Origin of the sequence: Limnohabitans sp. (genome assembly GCF_017848645.1) — a bacterium.
Taxonomy (GTDB): Bacteria; Pseudomonadota; Gammaproteobacteria; order Burkholderiales; family Burkholderiaceae_C; genus Limnohabitans_A.
On sequence record NZ_JAFEIF010000002.1, the window covers coordinates 83,273 to 99,055 of the forward strand.

At 62.7% G+C, this 15,783-nt stretch carries 15 protein-coding genes; 8 read left to right on the plus strand and 7 right to left on the minus strand.

Going from position 1 to position 15,783, the window contains the following annotated elements:
- Window positions 1–73: 73 nt before the first annotated feature.
- Window positions 74–3,013: a DNA topoisomerase III gene (locus tag QZ190_RS00470; RefSeq protein WP_291912234.1), complete on the minus strand. Its 2,940-nt coding sequence runs from the start codon at window positions 3,011–3,013 to the stop codon at window positions 74–76.
- A gap of 95 nt (window positions 3,014–3,108) precedes the next feature.
- Here QZ190_RS00470 and QZ190_RS00475 point away from each other — a divergent pair, with 95 nt between their 5' ends.
- From QZ190_RS00475 to QZ190_RS00490, 4 genes are all read left to right on the plus strand, one after another.
- Window positions 3,109–3,642: an SET domain-containing protein-lysine N-methyltransferase gene (locus QZ190_RS00475; protein ID WP_291912236.1), complete on the plus strand. Its 534-nt coding sequence runs from the start codon at window positions 3,109–3,111 to the stop codon at window positions 3,640–3,642.
- A 159-nt stretch (window positions 3,643–3,801) separates the two neighbouring features.
- The gene (locus QZ190_RS00480) at window positions 3,802–4,563 is read left to right on the plus strand and encodes a biotin--[acetyl-CoA-carboxylase] ligase (RefSeq protein ID WP_291912237.1); all 762 of its coding nucleotides are present in this window, start codon (window positions 3,802–3,804) and stop codon (window positions 4,561–4,563) included.
- Between the two features lie 14 nt (window positions 4,564–4,577).
- Window positions 4,578–4,898, plus strand: a complete 321-nt coding sequence (locus QZ190_RS00485; protein WP_291912238.1) for a hypothetical protein — start codon at window positions 4,578–4,580, stop codon at window positions 4,896–4,898.
- A 24-nt stretch (window positions 4,899–4,922) separates the two neighbouring features.
- The gene (locus tag QZ190_RS00490; protein ID WP_291912241.1) at window positions 4,923–5,582 is read left to right on the plus strand and encodes a glutathione S-transferase N-terminal domain-containing protein; all 660 of its coding nucleotides are present in this window, start codon (window positions 4,923–4,925) and stop codon (window positions 5,580–5,582) included.
- A gap of 25 nt (window positions 5,583–5,607) precedes the next feature.
- On the opposite strand, the gene QZ190_RS00495 is transcribed toward QZ190_RS00490, so the two are convergent.
- From QZ190_RS00495 to QZ190_RS00505, 3 genes are all read right to left on the minus strand, one after another.
- Window positions 5,608–7,047, minus strand: coding sequence for a sensor histidine kinase (locus QZ190_RS00495; RefSeq protein ID WP_291912268.1), 1,440 nt, complete (start codon window positions 7,045–7,047; stop codon window positions 5,608–5,610).
- A 56-nt stretch (window positions 7,048–7,103) separates the two neighbouring features.
- Window positions 7,104–7,778 carry a response regulator transcription factor gene (locus QZ190_RS00500; protein ID WP_291912243.1) on the minus strand — a complete coding sequence of 225 codons (675 nt, stop codon included), beginning with the start codon at window positions 7,776–7,778 and terminating at the stop codon, window positions 7,104–7,106.
- 138 nt (window positions 7,779–7,916) lie between these two features.
- The gene (locus tag QZ190_RS00505; protein ID WP_291912245.1) at window positions 7,917–8,420 is read right to left on the minus strand and encodes a MarR family winged helix-turn-helix transcriptional regulator; all 504 of its coding nucleotides are present in this window, start codon (window positions 8,418–8,420) and stop codon (window positions 7,917–7,919) included.
- Window positions 8,421–8,561: 141 nt separating this feature from the next.
- On the opposite strand from QZ190_RS00505, the gene recA reads away from it, so the two are divergent.
- Both recA and recX read left to right on the plus strand, forming a co-directional pair.
- Window positions 8,562–9,599, plus strand: a complete 1,038-nt coding sequence (gene recA / locus QZ190_RS00510; RefSeq protein WP_291912247.1) for a recombinase RecA — start codon at window positions 8,562–8,564, stop codon at window positions 9,597–9,599.
- Window positions 9,600–9,623: 24 nt separating this feature from the next.
- Window positions 9,624–10,094, plus strand: coding sequence for a recombination regulator RecX (gene recX, locus QZ190_RS00515; protein WP_291912249.1), 471 nt, complete (start codon window positions 9,624–9,626; stop codon window positions 10,092–10,094).
- 73 nt (window positions 10,095–10,167) lie between these two features.
- Here the strand turns inward: recX and QZ190_RS00520 are convergent, their stop codons facing one another.
- Complete coding sequence (locus QZ190_RS00520; protein ID WP_291912251.1) at window positions 10,168–11,562, minus strand: ATP-binding protein; 1,395 nt, start codon at window positions 11,560–11,562, stop codon at window positions 10,168–10,170.
- Between the two features lie 46 nt (window positions 11,563–11,608).
- On the minus strand, window positions 11,609–12,106 hold the full coding sequence (gene moaC, locus QZ190_RS00525) for a cyclic pyranopterin monophosphate synthase MoaC (RefSeq protein WP_291912253.1): 498 nt from the start codon (window positions 12,104–12,106) through the stop codon (window positions 11,609–11,611).
- Between the two features lie 80 nt (window positions 12,107–12,186).
- Here moaC and QZ190_RS00530 point away from each other — a divergent pair, with 80 nt between their 5' ends.
- Window positions 12,187–13,773 carry a M48 family metalloprotease gene (locus tag QZ190_RS00530; RefSeq protein ID WP_291912255.1) on the plus strand — a complete coding sequence of 529 codons (1,587 nt, stop codon included), beginning with the start codon at window positions 12,187–12,189 and terminating at the stop codon, window positions 13,771–13,773.
- A 71-nt stretch (window positions 13,774–13,844) separates the two neighbouring features.
- On the plus strand, window positions 13,845–14,306 hold the full coding sequence (locus QZ190_RS00535) for a DUF3717 domain-containing protein (RefSeq protein ID WP_291912257.1): 462 nt from the start codon (window positions 13,845–13,847) through the stop codon (window positions 14,304–14,306).
- Between the two features lie 43 nt (window positions 14,307–14,349).
- Here the strand turns inward: QZ190_RS00535 and QZ190_RS00540 are convergent.
- A partial coding sequence (locus QZ190_RS00540) for a YDG domain-containing protein (protein ID WP_291912260.1) occupies window positions 14,350–15,783 on the minus strand: 1,434 nt, incomplete at its 5' end.

Consider the following 15,783-nt stretch of genomic DNA (forward strand, 5'->3'; position numbering starts at 1 on the left):
TCTGAGCGGCTTGCGCATGGCCCACAAAAACGCCACGACGGGCGTGGCGTTTTTTGGGGTTCGGCTTGCGGACTCAGCTCAGGTGCTTGCCAATGATCCCTGCCAGCTCGAACATGGTGGCCTGGTCTTTGCCAAACACCGCTTGCAACTTGCCATCGGCTTTGATGGAGCGCTTGTCTGCCGGGTCCTGCAGGTTGTTGGCCTTGATGTAGTCCCAGATTTTTTTGACCACTTCGGTGCGCGCAAAGGTGCCGTCGCCAATCACGGCCATCAGGGCCGGGCTGGGTTTGAGGGTGCCCACGGCGGCTTTGCGCGGGGCTTTTTCGGCGGCAGGTTTGGCGGCTTTTTTGGCGGCTGGGGCCTTGGCGGTTTTGGCGGCCGCCGTCTTGGCTGTGGTTTTCTTGGCCGCCGCTTTGCCAAACGGTGTTTTGGTCGCAGCCGTTTTGCGCGGTGGGTATTTCTTGCCGCCTTCACGCGGCTCGAATTCGAACGTCACCTTGCCCTCTTCGGGGTTCCAGGCCAGCATGGCCTTGAAGCTGCGGCGGGTGCGGTTGCTGACGAACTTGTCGAGCACATCGGTTTTGCCGTTGGTCAGCAGTTTGACGACCTGCTCACGCTCGATGGGTTGCTGCAAGATGAGTTTGCCGGTCTTGAAGTCGCAACTCGGTGTGGGCTGTGAGTGGGTGGGCACGGCTTTGCTGCACAGGTAGTTGCTGCCGTGCTCGTGCACCGGGCTGCCGCACTTAGGGCATGAGCCCAGAGACTCGTCGGTGAACTCGACGATCTCGCCACTCTCTTCGTTCTTCTTGTCGTCACCAAAGTCGAATTCGAGCTTCCAGTTCTTTTCTTCTTCGTTGTATTTGAGCGCCATCTCGGCCACAAAAGGCCAACCCGCCTTGGAGCGGAAGCCGTCCAGCGGGCCGATTTTTTTGTCGCGCATGAACTGCTCGACTTCGGCTTGTTCAAAGGTGCGGCCCGCAGGCGACTTGCCAAACGAGAAGCCACAGCCGTCGCTCGCGCCATCGGCCCCGGTGCAGGTGTACCTGCGGTAGTTTTCTTTGACCACACCGCCGCAATTGGGGCAAGGCGTGCTCAGTGTGGTGTAGTCACCCGGCACGGTGTCGCGGTCGTACTCTTTGGCTTTTTTGACGATGTGCTCGGTCATGGCCGCGATCTCGGCCATGAAGGTGGCGCGGCTCAATTTGCCTTGCTCCATTTGCGCGAGCTTGTATTCCCACTCGCCCGTGAGTTCGGGGCGCGAGAGTTCTTCGACCTGCAAGCCGCGCAGCAGCGTCATGAGCTGGAAGGCCTTGGCCGTGGGGATGATCTCGCGGCCTTCGCGCAGCATGTATTTTTCGTTCAGCAGGCCCTCGATGATGGCCGCACGCGTGGCGGGTGTGCCCAGGCCTTTTTCCTGCATGGCTTCGCGCAGTTCGTCGTCGTCCACCAATTTGCCTGCGCCTTCCATGGCACCCAGCAGGGTGGCTTCTGAATAGCGGGCGGGCGGCCGGGTCTTCAGGCCCTTGGCCTCGACCGACTCGACACCGACTTGCTCGCCAGGCTGCACCGGCACCAGGTTCTGGCCTTTGTCACCGTCTTTGGCGTCTTCCACTTCGGCGGCGGCTTCCTTGCCGTAAATCGCCAGCCAACCCGGCTTGACCAGCACCTTGCCCACGGTCTTGAAGCTGTGGCCTGCGGCCACGCTGATGCGGGTGGTGACTTGGTACTCGGCGCTGGGGAAGAACACCGCCATGAAGCGGCGCACCACCAAGTCGTACAGCTTTTGTTCCGCCTCAGACAAGCCGCTGGGCGCTTGCAGCGTGGGGATGATGGCGAAGTGGTCCGAGACCTTTTTGTTGTCAAACACCCGTGGGATCTTGCGCACGTAGTTGTTGTTCAGGGCCGTGAGCGCGTGCGGGGCCAGGTGGCGCATGCCACTGTCGGCCAGCATTTCAAAGGTTTGTTTGGCCACGGGCACGTAGTCCTCGGGCAGGTGGCGCGAGTCGGTACGGGGGTAGGTCAGGGCCTTGTGGCGCTCGTAGAGGCTTTGGGCCAGCGCCAGCGTCGTCTTGGCCGAGAAGCCGAACTTGCCGTTGGCCTCGCGCTGCAAACTCGTCAGGTCAAACAAACCGGGGCTCGCTTGTGTGGTGGGTGTGGCCTCTTCGGTCACGTTGGCCGTCTTGCCGCGCACAGCCTCAACAATGGCTTGGGCTTCGGCAGCCGTCCACTTGCGGTCGGCTTTCTTTTCGGCGTCCTCGTCCTTTTTCCATGCGGGGTCAAACCACTTGCCCGGGTAGGTGCCTGCAGCGGCGGCGAACTCGGCGTGGATTTCCCAATAGTCACGGCTGATGAATTTGCGGATCTGCTCCTCGCGCTCGACCACCACGGCCAGCGTGGGTGTTTGCACCCGGCCCACGGTGGTCAAAAAGAAGCCGCCATCGCGCGAATTGAACGCGGTCATGGCGCGGGTGCCGTTGATGCCCACCAGCCAATCGGCCTCCGAGCGGCTGCGGGCGGCGTCGGCCAGGCCCTGCATCTGGGTGTTGGTGCGCAGGTTGTCAAAGCCATCGCGGATGGCTTGGGGCGTCATGGACTGCAGCCACAGGCGTTGCACTGGCTTGTCCAGCGCCTTGGTGCCGCCTGCGTACTGCTCGATCAGGCGGAAGATCAACTCGCCCTCGCGGCCGGCGTCGCAGGCGTTGATGAGGGCGTTCACGTCCTTGCGCTTGGCTTGCCTGACCACGGCCGTCAAGCGGCTCTTGGTTTTGTCCACCGGCTTCAAGTCAAAGTGCGGCGGAATCACCGGCAAATTGGCAAAGCTCCACTTGCCGCGTTTGACGTCGTATTGCTCGGGGGCCTGGATCTCCACCAAGTGGCCCACGGCGCTGGTGACCACATAGCGGTCGTTTTCGAAATGGTCGTCGTGTTTCTCGAACTTGCCCGAGGTCGGCGTCAAGGCTTTGACGATGTCTTGAGCCACCGAAGGCTTCTCTGCAATTACCAGTGTCTTCATGTCATTACAATCCGTTGTCTCGCGTGTGCGCACGCGCCCGGGCACACGCTCACGCGCACGCCCACATGGATTCACCATAACAAATTTTTAACGCCGTGGCCAAAACACCTGTTTCATCCCCCAGCCGCGCCAAGCCGAGCGCATCCGGCAAACGCATCCAGGTTCGCCGCTCCGGCGTGCACGGCAAGGGCGTGTTCGCGCTGCAAGACATCGCCGAAGGCGAGACCCTGATTGAGTACGTGGGCGAGGTCATCAGCTGGGACGAGGCACAAGACCGCCACCCGCACGACCCCGAAGATCCGAACCACACGTTTTACTTCCATGTGAACGAAGACCGGGTGATCGATGCCTTGTACGGCGGCAATTCTTCGCGTTGGATCAACCACAGCTGCGACCCCAACTGCGAGGCCGACGAAGACAATGACCGCATCTTCATCAAAGCCATCCGCAACATTGCAGCAGGTGAAGAGCTCAATTACGACTACGGCCTGATCATCGATGAGCCCTACACCAAGAAGCTCAAGGCCGAATACCCCTGCTGGTGCGGCAGTGCCAATTGCCGGGGCACCCTGCTGGCTCCCAAGCGCCGCCCGGCGACGCCCAAAATCCCTGGTCAGAAAAGACGCTGAACCCCGACGGCGGCTGGCGTACCCCCAGTGGGTTTCGCCTCTTTGTAGGAGCCCATCCCTGTGGGCGATGGAAGTCACGACGACAGGAGTCATCTCCCCAAAGCTGGGGTCCATACAAAGACCCGCCTCAACCACGCATGTTTGCATCCACCTTGCCCCATGATCACGCCTACCGCCTGGCCCGCTGAAACGATATGGGAGCAGGTCTACTCCCTGTTGCCCGATTTCACCGTCGAGGTGTTGCCCGAGATCGACTCGAGCAACAGCGAGCTGATGCGCCGCGCCCGCGCAGGCCAGCACGAGCCGACCTTGTTGGTGGCCGAGCGCCAAACGGCAGGCCGGGGCCGCATGGGGCGTGTCTGGCAAAGCCAGCCCGGCGACTCCCTCACGTTTTCGCTCAGCCTCCCGCTGACGCCGCAAGACTGGTCGGGTCTGTCGCTGGCCGTGGGCCTGAGCCTGGCCGAAAGTCTGCACCCCGACGTGGGCCTGAAGTGGCCCAACGATCTGTGGTTTCAGGACCGCAAGCTCGGTGGCATCCTGGTCGAGGCGGCCAGCATGGGCGGGCGCAGCCAGGTGGTGGTGGGCGTGGGCCTGAACATTCGCCCCCGGGCCTCAGACGGGCTGAATACGCCGCCAGCGGCCCTGACCGAGTTGTTGCCCGAGCTCACGGCCCCCGCTGCCTTGGGGGCAGTGGCATGGCCTCTGATCCAGACCCTGAAGGCTTTTGAAGCCCAGGGTTTCGCGCCGCTGCAAAAGCGCTTTGCCGCGCGTGACGTGCTGCAAGGCCGTGCCGTTTACACCAGCGATGGGCAGCAAGGCGTGTCGCTGGGGGTGGGCCCTGGGGGTGCGTTACGATTGCAGACAGAGCTTGGCGTGCAGGACATCCACAGCGCCGAGATCAGCGTACGCCCCAAGACCTGACGGAACTGTGCAAGATGAAATACTGGTTGGCCATTTTGCTGGTGCTCAATGCCGCTGTGCTGGCGTGGCAATGGGACGCTTTTGCGCGCTGGGGCCATGGCCCCAACCAAGAGCGCGAACCCGAGCGCTTGCAGCAGCAGGTGAGCCCCGAAGCCCTGAAGTTCGTGGTCATGCCGCCCGCTTCAAGCACGGCCGAGCCCGCCGCCGTGCAGGCCAGTGACCCAGCCAGCGCCTTGCCTCCGGATGCCAGTGCCCCGGATGGAGCCGCCCAGGACCCAACCTCGGTCGCACCCTCCGCTCCCACCTCAGCAGCCCCGCCCGCTGCGCCTCGATGATTTTTTGCCACGGAGATGATCCCTATGAGTCTGAAACTTTACTTTGCCCCAGGTGCTTGCTCCTTTGTGCCCCATGTGCTGCTGGAGATGAGCGGTGCCGTGTTCGAGCCCAGCATGGTCAAGCTGCACAAGGGCGAGCAAAACAGCGCCGAATACCAGGCCATCAACCCGCGCGCTCAGGTGCCAGTGTTGGTCAATGCCGGTCAGCCGATTACGCAAATTTTGGCCATCGTGCTGCACCTTGATCAAATCTTCCCGCAGATGGGCTTTTTGCCCACCGAGCCCTTGGCCCGCGCCCAGGCGCTGTCCACCCTGGCCTGGATGAACAACACGGTGCACCCCACCTTCACGCACATCTTCATGCCGCAAAAGTTCTCGGACCAGCCCGAGGTTCAAGCAGCGCTCAAGCCCTACAACACGCAGCTGTTTCGCGGCATGCTGGGCGAGTTGCAAGGCTTGGTCCAGGCGGCCGCGACCCAAGGCCGACCCTGGCTCAGCGGTGAACGCTTTGGCCCGCTTGACGCCTACAGCCTCACGCTCACCCGCTGGGGCACCATCGCGGGCATCACGCCCGAGGCTCACCCTGACTTGTGGGACTTTGTGCAGAAGGTGGCTGCCGAGCCTGCCGTGGCCCGCGTGATGGCGCGTGAGCGCTTGCAGCTGAACATGGGCGCGCCAGCCTGATCGAGGGGCCTGGGTGCAGGGTGACTCAGCTCACCCGAAAGCGCAAAGTGAAGCAGGCCCCCGGTGGTGTCTGGCCCGGGTGGGTGGCATCGATGCTGACTGTGGCTCTGTGCTGTTGCGCGATTTCCTTGACGATGGGCAGGCCCAGGCCGGAGCCATCCACGTTGGTGCCCAGCGCGCGGTAAAAGGGCTGGAACACCAGCTCGCGCTCGGGCAAAGGGATGCCAGGGCCGTTGTCTTCCACCTGGATGACCAAGGCCCGGCTGTAGGGGTCCACCAGCACCCGCAGCGTGATCACACCCTGGCGCTCGGGGGTGCTGGGCGTGTAGTGGATCGCGTTTTCCACCAGGTTGCGCAGCATCTCCTTGAGCAGCGTGGGGTTGCCTTGCACCTGCGCTCCGGGTGTGCCAGCGTCCACGCCCTCAAAGCCCAGGTCCAGCCCTTTGTCCATGGCGCGTGGCAGGCTGTCTTGCAGCACTTCGCTCGCCAGCGTCACCATGTTGCACGACTGCAAGGGCAAGTTGGCCCCACCGCCCTCGGCGCGTGCCAGTGACAGCAGCTGGTTGACAGTGTGTGTGGCCTGCACGCTGGCGCGGCCAATTTGCTGCAAGGACTTTTTCAGGTCTTCTTCGCTGGAGCCCGAGCGCTGCGCCAGATCGGCCTGCATGCGCAAGCCCGCCAAGGGGGTTTTGAGCTGGTGCGCGGCATCGGCCAGAAAGCGCTTTTGCGTGACGATGGAGTCTTTCAGGCGCTCGAGCAAGTCGTTCACCGACACCACCAAGGGGGCCACCTCCATGGGCACCGCCTTGTCGTCCAGGGGGCTCAGATCATCGGGTTTGCGCTCGCGGATGCGCTCTTCCAGTTGCGACAGTGGTTTGATGCCACGCACCAGCGCCAGCCACACCAGCAGCACCGCCAGCGGAAGCAAGGCAAACTGGGGCAGCATCACGCCCTTGATGATTTCGGCGGCCAGCACCGAGCGCTTTTCGCGGGTCTCGGCCACCTGCACCAGGGCGGGGCGCTTGCCCTCAGCATCGAGCCGGATCCAGGTGTAGGCCACCCGCACTTCCAGGCCGCGCATTTCATCGTCGCGGATGTGTACTTCGTAACTGCTGCCGTGGGGCTCATTGGCTTGTGGCAAGGGCAGCTCGCGGTCACCGCTCAGGTGCTCGCCCAGACTGCCGGTCACCTGGTAATACACCAGATCAGCTTCGTCGGCGCGCAGCAGTTCGCTGGCTGGCTGTGGCAGGCTGAACTGAACCAGTTTGTCAGGCCCCAACCTGACCTGTTGAGCCAAGGCTTGCACGTTGTAGACCAGCGCCCGGTCAAAAGGCTTGTTGGCCAAACCTTGCGCCACCAGCCAAGTCAGCGCCAGACTGATGGGCCACAGCAAGAGCAGTGGCGTGAGCATCCAGTCCAGAATTTCGCCAAACAACGAACGCTGTTCGCGTTTGAAAACCCGCATGTTCCAGCCCTTGGATTTCATGGCTTAAGGGGACTGCAGCATGGGGTGCGCGGCCTTTAGCCCGGGATTTTTTCGAGGCAGTAACCCAGGCCCCGCACGGTGGCAATGCGGATCGGGCCTTTTTCGATCTTTTTGCGCAAGCGGTGGATGTACACCTCGATCGCGTTGTTGCTGACCTCTTCGCCCCATTCGCACAGGCGTTCGACCAGCTGGTCCTTGCTGACCAGGCGGCCGGCGCGCTGCAGCAGCACCTCGAGCAAGCCCAACTCACGGGCCGACAACTCGACCATCTTGCCGTCGATCGTGGCCACGCGGCCGGACTGGTCGTACACCAAGGGGCCGTGCTTGATCTGCGAAGTGGCACCGCCCATGCCCCGGCGGGTGAGGGCGCGCACGCGGGCTTCGAGCTCCTGCAAGCTGAAGGGCTTGGCCATGTAGTCGTCTGCGCCGTAATCCAGGCCTTTGACGCGTTCTTCCACGCTGTCGGCCGCCGTGAGGATCAGCACGGGCAAAGTCGAGCCGCGCGCGCGCAAGCGCTTGAGCACGTCCAGGCCATGCATTCTGGGCAGGCCCAGGTCCAGGATCAGCAAATCGAACTCGTTGTTCGTCATCAGGGCCGCATCGGCCTCGCTGCCGCTGGCCACATGGTCCACGGCTGCCCCCGCGCTGCGCAAGGTGCGCAACAAACCATCGGCAAGCACTTGGTCATCTTCGGCTATCAGAATGCGCATGGCTGTCTCCTGTTGTTTTTGGGGGCGTCTGAGCGGGCTGGCGCTGCAGACCTTGGTCGATTCTAGTGTCTACAGGGCCTGTAACAGGCCGCTTGCAGGGGGGTGCATGGTTTTCTGACCGACTCAAGGCGTCCTGGCTCAATGGGCATAAGCCTCCAGCCCCAAGGCCACCACGGTGGCTACATCCTTGCCCACCGCCTCGCGAAACTCGGCCTCGGCCTGGGCCACGGCGTCCTGGAAGGCCTGCAACCAGGCCAGGCCCACTGGCGTGAACACCACGCGCCGGGCGCGGGCGTCCAGCGGGTCGGCCTCGCGCTGGACCAGGCCCCACGCAGCGCATTGGTCGACCAGGTCGCCCATGGCCTGTTTGCTCATGCCCGCAGCCCGCGCCAGATCCGTCAGGCGCGAGCCCTCCAGCGCCAGATGCCGCGTGATGTGCACATGCGCGGCGCTGATCTGGTCGCGCGCCGCCAGATTGGCCAAAGCCAGCGGCACGCCCTCATTGCCCGCCATCAGGTGCAACACGCGCTCGTCAAAACGCCGCATCGCGTGGCCCAGCAAACGGCCCAAATGGGTCTCTCGCCAGCGATCGTCTTGCAACAGGGGGCTGGCCTGGGGGCTGAAATCGTGGAGATCGGACATGGCCAAATGATAAGGCAAACTGACCAAAAATATCGTTTACAGCTTTGTACAGCTCGTTTACAGTACTGTTCAAGCATCCAGTCAACAGCACGGCGCTGCAGAACCCGGTGCCCCAACCCATTGATATTCAAGGAGATTCCCATGAGCGACGACAACAGCGAAAAGTCCAAAGCCCTGCAAGCCGCCCTGGCCCAGATTGAAAAACAATTCGGCAAAGGCACCATCATGCGCTTGGGTGAAGGCGAAGTGATCGCCGACATCCAGGTGGTCTCCACCGGCTCTTTGGGCCTGGACATCGCGTTGGGCGTGGGCGGTCTGCCCCGTGGCCGCGTGATTGAAATTTACGGCCCAGAGTCTTCGGGCAAAACCACCCTCACTTTGCAAGTCATCTCCGAAATGCAGCGCCTGGGCGGCACCTGCGCCTTTGTGGACGCCGAGCACGCCCTGGACGTGCAATACGCCCAGAACCTGGGCGTCAACCTGCAAGAGCTGCTGGTCAGCCAGCCCGACACCGGCGAGCAGGCTCTGGAAATTGTGGACAGCTTGGTGCGCTCCGGCGCGGTCGATCTGGTCGTCATCGACTCGGTCGCCGCCCTCACGCCCAAGGCCGAAATTGAAGGCGACATGGGCGACAGCCTGCCCGGCCTGCAAGCGCGTTTGATGAGCCAGGCCCTGCGCAAGCTGACCGCCACCATCAAAAAGACCAACTGCACCGTCATCTTCATCAACCAGATCCGCATGAAGATCGGCGTCATGTTCGGCAGCCCCGAAACCACCACCGGCGGCAATGCGCTCAAGTTTTACGCCTCGGTGCGTCTGGACATCCGCCGCACCGGCACCATCAAGAAGGGTGACGACGCGATAGGCAACGAGACCAAAGTCAAAGTGGTCAAGAACAAAGTCGCGCCGCCCTTCAAGACGGCCGAGTTCGACATCCTGTTTGGCGAGGGCATCAGCCGAGAAGGCGAGGTCATCGACATGGGCGTGACCGCCAAGATCGTCGACAAATCGGGCGCGTGGTACGCCTACCAGGGCGAAAAAATCGGCCAAGGCCGCGACAACGCCCGGGAGTTTTTGCGCGAAAACCCGGCCCTGGCCCGCGAGATCGAAAACAAGGTGCGCGAATCGCTGGGCATCCGCTTGCTGGAATCGGCCATTGCCGTGCCCAAAGGCGAATAAAAGTCCACTGGGAGGCGGCAAAGCGTGAACAAGCCCGGCTTTCAGCCCTCGCTCAAAGGCCGCGCCCTGCGGCTCTTGAGCCAGCGTGAACACTCGCGTGCCGAGCTGGAGCGCAAGCTGGCCGCACACGAGGAAGTGCCTGGCGAGCTGGCCAAGGCGCTCGACGAGCTGCAGGCGCGGGACTTCATCAACGACGGCCGGGCAGTGGATTCACTGGTCAACCGCCGTGCGGGCAAGCTCGGCAGTGCCAGGATTAAACAAGAGCTGGCCACCAAGGGCTTGTCGGGCGAGGCGGTGGCCGAGGCGCTGGAGAGCCTCAAAGACACCGAGTTCAGCCGGGCGCAAGAGGTCTGGCGCAAGAAGTTCGGCACCCCCGCGCAAGACCCACAGGCGCGCGCCAAGCACATGCGTTTCCTGATCACCCGGGGTTTCAACGCCGAGGTGGTGCGGCGTGTGGTCAAAGGCGATGGCCTGGATGAGGACCCGTCAGATTGAGACCTGGCTCAGAGGCTTGTGGGTGCGAGGCCGCAAGGCCTACGCCACCCATTTAGCCATTAGTCCATAAGCTTCAGTCCACCACCGGCAACTGCAATTCGACCACGGCACCGCCCGAGGGGCTGTTGCCAATGCTCAGGCTGCCCCCGTGCTGCTGGGCAATCGATTTGGAAATGGACAAGCCCACGCCCAAGCCTTCTGTTTTGGTGGTGAAAAAAGCGGTGCCCACCTGGCTCAAGGCTTCAGCAGGCAGGCCCGGCCCGTTGTCGGTGAGGGTGATGTGCGCCATCTCCCCTTCGCGCCAGACGCGAATCAGCAAGCGCCGTGATGCCTGACCCTGAGTGGCCTGGATGGCGTTGCGCAGCACGTTCATGAAAATTTGCGACAGCTGAACCGGGTCGGCCCATACGGCCAAGCCCTGAGGTGGCAAGGAGACTTGGAGGTCCACCGATTCGTTGTAAGCCAGGTCGTGGATCAGGGCGCTCACATCAGTGATCACCTGGCTGAGTTCAACACGCTCAAAAAGGGTGTTCTTGGACTGGATGAAGGTGCGTATGCGTCCCAGGATGTCGCCTGCTTTTTGGGTGTTGCGGTTGAGGTCTGCAAAGTACTTGTTGAGCGATTCGTCCTGGCGCTGCTGAAGTGTCAGCTCCATTCGGTCTGCGATCAGGTAAATGTTGGTCAGCGGCTGGCTCAATTCGTGCGCCAAAGAAGCCGCAATTTCTCCCACACTGCGGCGGCGGTCGAGTTGGGCGATTTGATCACTCAAACGCGTCGCCTCTTCCTGACGGGCCTGCACTTTGGCAGATTCCAAGGCCTCGCGGTTCATCCGCTCAATGAACATGCCCAAGAAGCCGATGTTCCCCACGATGGAGGTGACCACACCCATAAAAATCAGCAAGGTCGACAAGGGGTCCGAGGTCATGGCTGTGGGCTCGCTCAAGCCCAGCAAAACGCTGGGGACGCGCAGGGCCAGCACCACCGCCAAAGCCAGGTAAAACATGAAAATCCACCGTGCGCTGATGCTTTGGTCGCGACGGTAGACCTCTCTGGCCAAAAAAGCGAGCCACCCGAAAGCTGCTGCTGCTCCTAAGGATGACCAGATGAAACGCATACTGGCGTTGTTCAACACCCCATGGAACACACCATACACCGCGATGAACACCAAAGACAGGATCAACAACCAAGTCAAAGGGATCGGCTTTTGTAATTCGTGGCGCAAAGCATTCACGCGCAACAAGGGCCCCAAGACCAGCAACCAAATGGCGACACCGTAGGTCAAGGCTTCAGGCCATGTGTCTCGCATGCCCAAAAAGATCAGACTCAGGCCAAAGGACAGGCCACCCAGGCACCACAGCGTGTTGCTGGGCGCGTGCTGCTTGCGCAGCATCAGCCACACCGCCACCGGCATGGTCAGGTACAAAATGCCGGCGATGAAATAGGCCGTGGGCAAATGCAAGGGCGTCATGGCTTGACTGTGTCCTGGTGTGCGCGGGGGTCAGCAGACCATCACATCAGGCGACTGCGACAAAGCTGCCCGATTTGCCGCCATGCTTTTCCAGCAGCTTGACGCCGTTGATGGTCATGCCCCGGTCCACCGCTTTGCACATGTCGTAGATGGTGAGCAAGGCCACCTGTACGGCCGTGAGGGCTTCCATTTCGACGCCCGTTTGGCCATGCACTTCGGCAGTGGCGGTGCACACCACACAAGAGAGGTCCGTTTGCACCTCAAACTCGACCGCCACCCGCGTCAAGGCAATCGGGTGGCACAAAGGGATCAGGTCGCTCGTTTTTTTGGCCCCCTGAATGCCCGCAATGCGGGCAATGCCCAAGACATCGCCTTTTTTGGCTGTGCCTGAGGCGATCAAAGCCAAGGTGGTGGGCAGCATCTCGATGCGGCCGGTGGCCACCGCCACGCGCCGGGTGCTGGCCTTGCCACCCACGTCAACCATGTGGGCCTGGCCTTGGGCGTCAAAGTGGGTCAGTGTGGCTGGGTTCTGGCTCTGGCTCATGGCAGTCAGGATCAAAAGGGTTTACAGAAAGTTCACAAGATGCGGGCATCATACGAGGCTTGAACCGGGCAAGGACAGCTTTGAAACACAAATACCGTGATCGCCTTTTACCTTGGCTGCTGGCTGCGGCGCTGGTTTGTCCGCCTGTGCAGGCGCAGCCTGCGGGTTTACCCGGACTGGGGGATGGCGAGAGCATTTCGCTCAGCGCCGAGCGGCAACTGGGCGACCGCATCGCCCGCGAACTTTACCGCGACCCCGACTACATTGAAGACCCGGTGCTCGACGAGTACATCCAGCTGCTGTGGGCCCCCTTGGTGCGGGCAGCAGCGGCCCGGGGCGAATTGTCGGCCGAATTGCAAGAGCGTTTTGCCTGGCGCATCCTGCTCGGGCGCGACCGGTCGGTCAACGCCTTTGCCTTGCCGGGGGGATACCTGGGGGTGCACCTTGGCCTGATCGCGGTGGTGGGCTCGCACGACGAGTTGGCCTCGGTGCTGGCCCACGAATTGAGCCACGTCAGCCAGCGCCACATTGCCCGCGGCATGAGCGAGCAAAGTCGCATGACACCCTGGTTGGTTGGGGCCATGATTTTGGGGGCCTTGGCCGCCAGCAAAAGTCCGCAAAGCGCGCAGGCCCTGATCGTGGGCGGGCAGGCCGCAGCTTTGCAGTCCCAGCTGAGCTATTCGCGCGACATGGAGCGCGAAGCCGATCGTGTGGGCTACGGCATTTTGGTCGACGCAGGCTACGACCCCCGAGGCTTTGTGGGCATGTTCGGCAAGCTGCAGCAAGCGGCGGGCTTGAACGACAACGGCGCCTTTCCGTATTTGCGCAGCCACCCCCTGACCAGCGAGCGCATCGCCGACATGCAGGCCCGCCAGCAGCTGAACACGCCCGCCGCCGTGCCTGTTGCCGACATGGCCCAAGCCCTGATGTCGGGGCGGGCGCGGGTCTTGTCACAAAACACCCCCGATGCGCTCAAGGCCTGGACCCTGGAAGCCGAGCAGCCATCGCCGCAGGACGGCCCGGCCCAACGTGCGGGCAAGCTTTATGCTGGCACCTTGGCTCATTTGCAGCAAAGAAACATGCTTGCAGCCGAGCAAAGTCTCCAGAAATTGCAAGAGTTGGTGAAAAAGTCAGTGCCCACAGACTCCAAAGTTACCCAGGCGTTGGCTTCACCGGTGGCGCTGTCGGTGGATCGTTGGCTGCGCCTGTTGTCGGCCGAAGTGGCCATGAAGCAAGACCGATTTGAAGCCGCACTGCAGCAGCTGCTGCCCGGTGGGGCTGTGCCTGACTTGGCGCGTCCCGAGCTGATGGCCGCTGCGCAAGCCGTGCAGCGCTTGCCTGGCCATGCGCTGCAGGCCGAGATCACCCGGCAATTGCGCCAGCGGGTGTTTGTCGCCCCCCATGATGCCCAGGCCTGGAACCTGCTGGCAGGTTTGCTGGCTGCGCAGGGGCAAGCCTTGGCGGGTTTGCGGGCCGAAGCCGAGGCCCAGGTGGCCCGACTCGACTGGGAAGGCGCACTCGACCGCTTTCGGGCGGCACAAGATCTGGCCAAGCGCAGCCGCCTGCAAGCGGGTGAGCACATTGAAGCCTCGATCGTGGACACCCGCTTGCGCGAAGTGCAGGCCCAGTTGCGGGCCTTGCAGCAGCCATCAACCGTGCCCCGCTGAGCCTGTTGCGGGTGGGTCTCGCGCCAGCAGCATTCAGGGGCTATGATCGCCCTCCCTGCACCACACACACCATGGCCGGAATCCACATCACCGACATCGAAGCCGCCATCAACCACTGGCGCGCCAAGAGCCCCTCGCCCGACGGCGTCTCGCTCACGCCGCCACTGCGTGCGTTGGCCGAGGTGTATGGGCTCATGGTGTATTACAAACAGGACTTGGCCGACGAATTCAGCCTGCCCCTGGCTGCGGCCGAGGCCTGGCAAGACTGGTACGCCACCACCCCCGACACGCCATGCATTGCCATCTGTTCCACCAGCCAAGGCGACGAAACCTGCAAAGGCTGCGGGCGCAGTTTTGAAGAGGTGCAGTTGTGGATTGAGATGAGCCCCGGCGAAAAACGCAGCATCTGGCACCGCATCACCATGGAGGGCAACTCCTGGCGCTTCAACCGCTACGCCGAACGCGCCGCCGAAGACCGGCGCTGGGCCAAAGCTGCCGCCGACGCGCAGGTGCCACTGGACCTCCAACCCTGAACCCTTGGCCGACGCGCAGGACGGCGAGGGGGCAGGGGTTGGTTCAGGGCAACTGGACCGCTTGTTGCGCCATCTCGGCGGGGTAGCAAACTTCCAGCGACTGCCCTTTGGGTTGCTCACAGATGCAGCCTTCGAGTTGCAAGGGTGAGCAGGTGCGGGTGTCCTTGGCTTGGAGCGCATAAAACAACTGCCCGGTGGTGGCACCCATGCGCACCAAGCCGCCAAATCCGAGGAAAGACAAGCGGCTGATGGGTTTGGCATCCCGAATCACTTCAGGGGAAGGTGCTTGCACTGAGGTGTCGCCAGTGATGCTGGCTTTGACGGTGACAGGTGACCATTGGTAATTGGCCACCAGTCCGCCGTTGGCCCCATCGCTCAGGCCGTAGACCACCGTCACCGGTTTGGCCGTGCCCATCTCTGCGCTGTCAAATTGGCCCTGCACCGTGTCAATGTTCAGCGTCTCCGAGCCCACCAGGCCCGTGATGGTGCCAGCTGTCACACTCGCCAGGGTGTTGCCGTCATACACCTTGTTGGCCGCCGACGTGCCCACAAACTGCAGCGGGGCCTTGTCGATGGTCAACGCGCCTTGCTGGTACGTGATGCTGTAGTTGCCCGCGTCCTGGCCCGAGGCCAGCACGTTCGAGCCGTACACCCCCGCATTGCGCCCCGAGGCCAGGCCCGAGACCCGGATGTCGTCACCGGCCACAAAGCCCTCCAGCACCGCAGCCGATTGCTGCTGCGTTTGGCCGTTGTAGGTCACGCGCTCGGGCCGGGCGGTGACGCTGGCGCTCTTGGGCGTGATGGTCAAGGTCGCATTGCCCAGGGTGATGTCGTAGTTGGCAGCGTCCGCCCCCGAGACCGTCATGGCCGAGGTGTATTGGCCCACATTGCGTCCGCTGGGCAGGCCGCCAAAGCTCAAGGCGTCGCCTGCCACAAAGCCCGTGCCTTGTGTGCCATTGAGGCTTTGGGTCTGGCCGTTGTAAACCACGGTTTGCCCCAGCGCAGACAAGCTGGCCGGGCGTCTGCTGATGTTCAGAGATGCGTTGTTGAAAGTGATGTTGTAGTTGCCAGCATCAGCGCCTGACGCGCTCAGGCTGGAGAGGTAGCTGCCCGCATTGCGCCCGCTGGCCAGACCTGTGGCCTGCACATCGTCGCCCGCCACAAAGCCGCTGTACGTCAAGCCCGTTTGCGTCTGGACAGCGCCGTTGTAGACCGTGTTGTTGTCCTGCGCCGCGATGCTGGCGTTGGCCCGGTCGATGGTGCCGTTTTGGCTGTTGACGTAGGTGATGGCGTAATTGCCGCTCACATCGGTGTTGCTGGCGTCCACCAGGCGCACCCCGGTCACCGTGACGGTTTTGCCCGTGCCCGCGTTTTTGTCGGTGAAGGCCAGCGATCCGGCAAAGGCCACCGTGTCGCCCGCAGCGGCGCCAGCCAAGGCGCCCACCGAGCCGACGCCAGGCGCTGTGGTGTTGCCGTC

Coding starts and splice junctions, on each gene's coding strand:
- QZ190_RS00490 (WP_291912241.1), top strand. CDS start 4,923: ATGAGTCTGAAACTTTACTTTGCCCCAGGTGCTTGCTCCTTTGTGCCC.
- recA (WP_291912247.1), top strand. CDS start 8,562: ATGAGCGACGACAACAGCGAAAAGTCCAAAGCCCTGCAAGCCGCCCTG.
- QZ190_RS00480 (WP_291912237.1), top strand. CDS start 3,802: ATGATCACGCCTACCGCCTGGCCCGCTGAAACGATATGGGAGCAGGTC.
- QZ190_RS00500 (WP_291912243.1), bottom strand. CDS start 7,778: ATGCGCATTCTGATAGCCGAAGATGACCAAGTGCTTGCCGATGGTTTG.
- QZ190_RS00535 (WP_291912257.1), top strand. CDS start 13,845: ATGGCCGGAATCCACATCACCGACATCGAAGCCGCCATCAACCACTGG.
- moaC (WP_291912253.1), bottom strand. CDS start 12,106: ATGAGCCAGAGCCAGAACCCAGCCACACTGACCCACTTTGACGCCCAA.
- QZ190_RS00485 (WP_291912238.1), top strand. CDS start 4,578: ATGAAATACTGGTTGGCCATTTTGCTGGTGCTCAATGCCGCTGTGCTG.
- QZ190_RS00520 (WP_291912251.1), bottom strand. CDS start 11,562: ATGACGCCCTTGCATTTGCCCACGGCCTATTTCATCGCCGGCATTTTG.
- QZ190_RS00505 (WP_291912245.1), bottom strand. CDS start 8,420: ATGTCCGATCTCCACGATTTCAGCCCCCAGGCCAGCCCCCTGTTGCAA.
- QZ190_RS00470 (WP_291912234.1), bottom strand. CDS start 3,013: ATGAAGACACTGGTAATTGCAGAGAAGCCTTCGGTGGCTCAAGACATC.
- QZ190_RS00495 (WP_291912268.1), bottom strand. CDS start 7,047: ATGCGGGTTTTCAAACGCGAACAGCGTTCGTTGTTTGGCGAAATTCTG.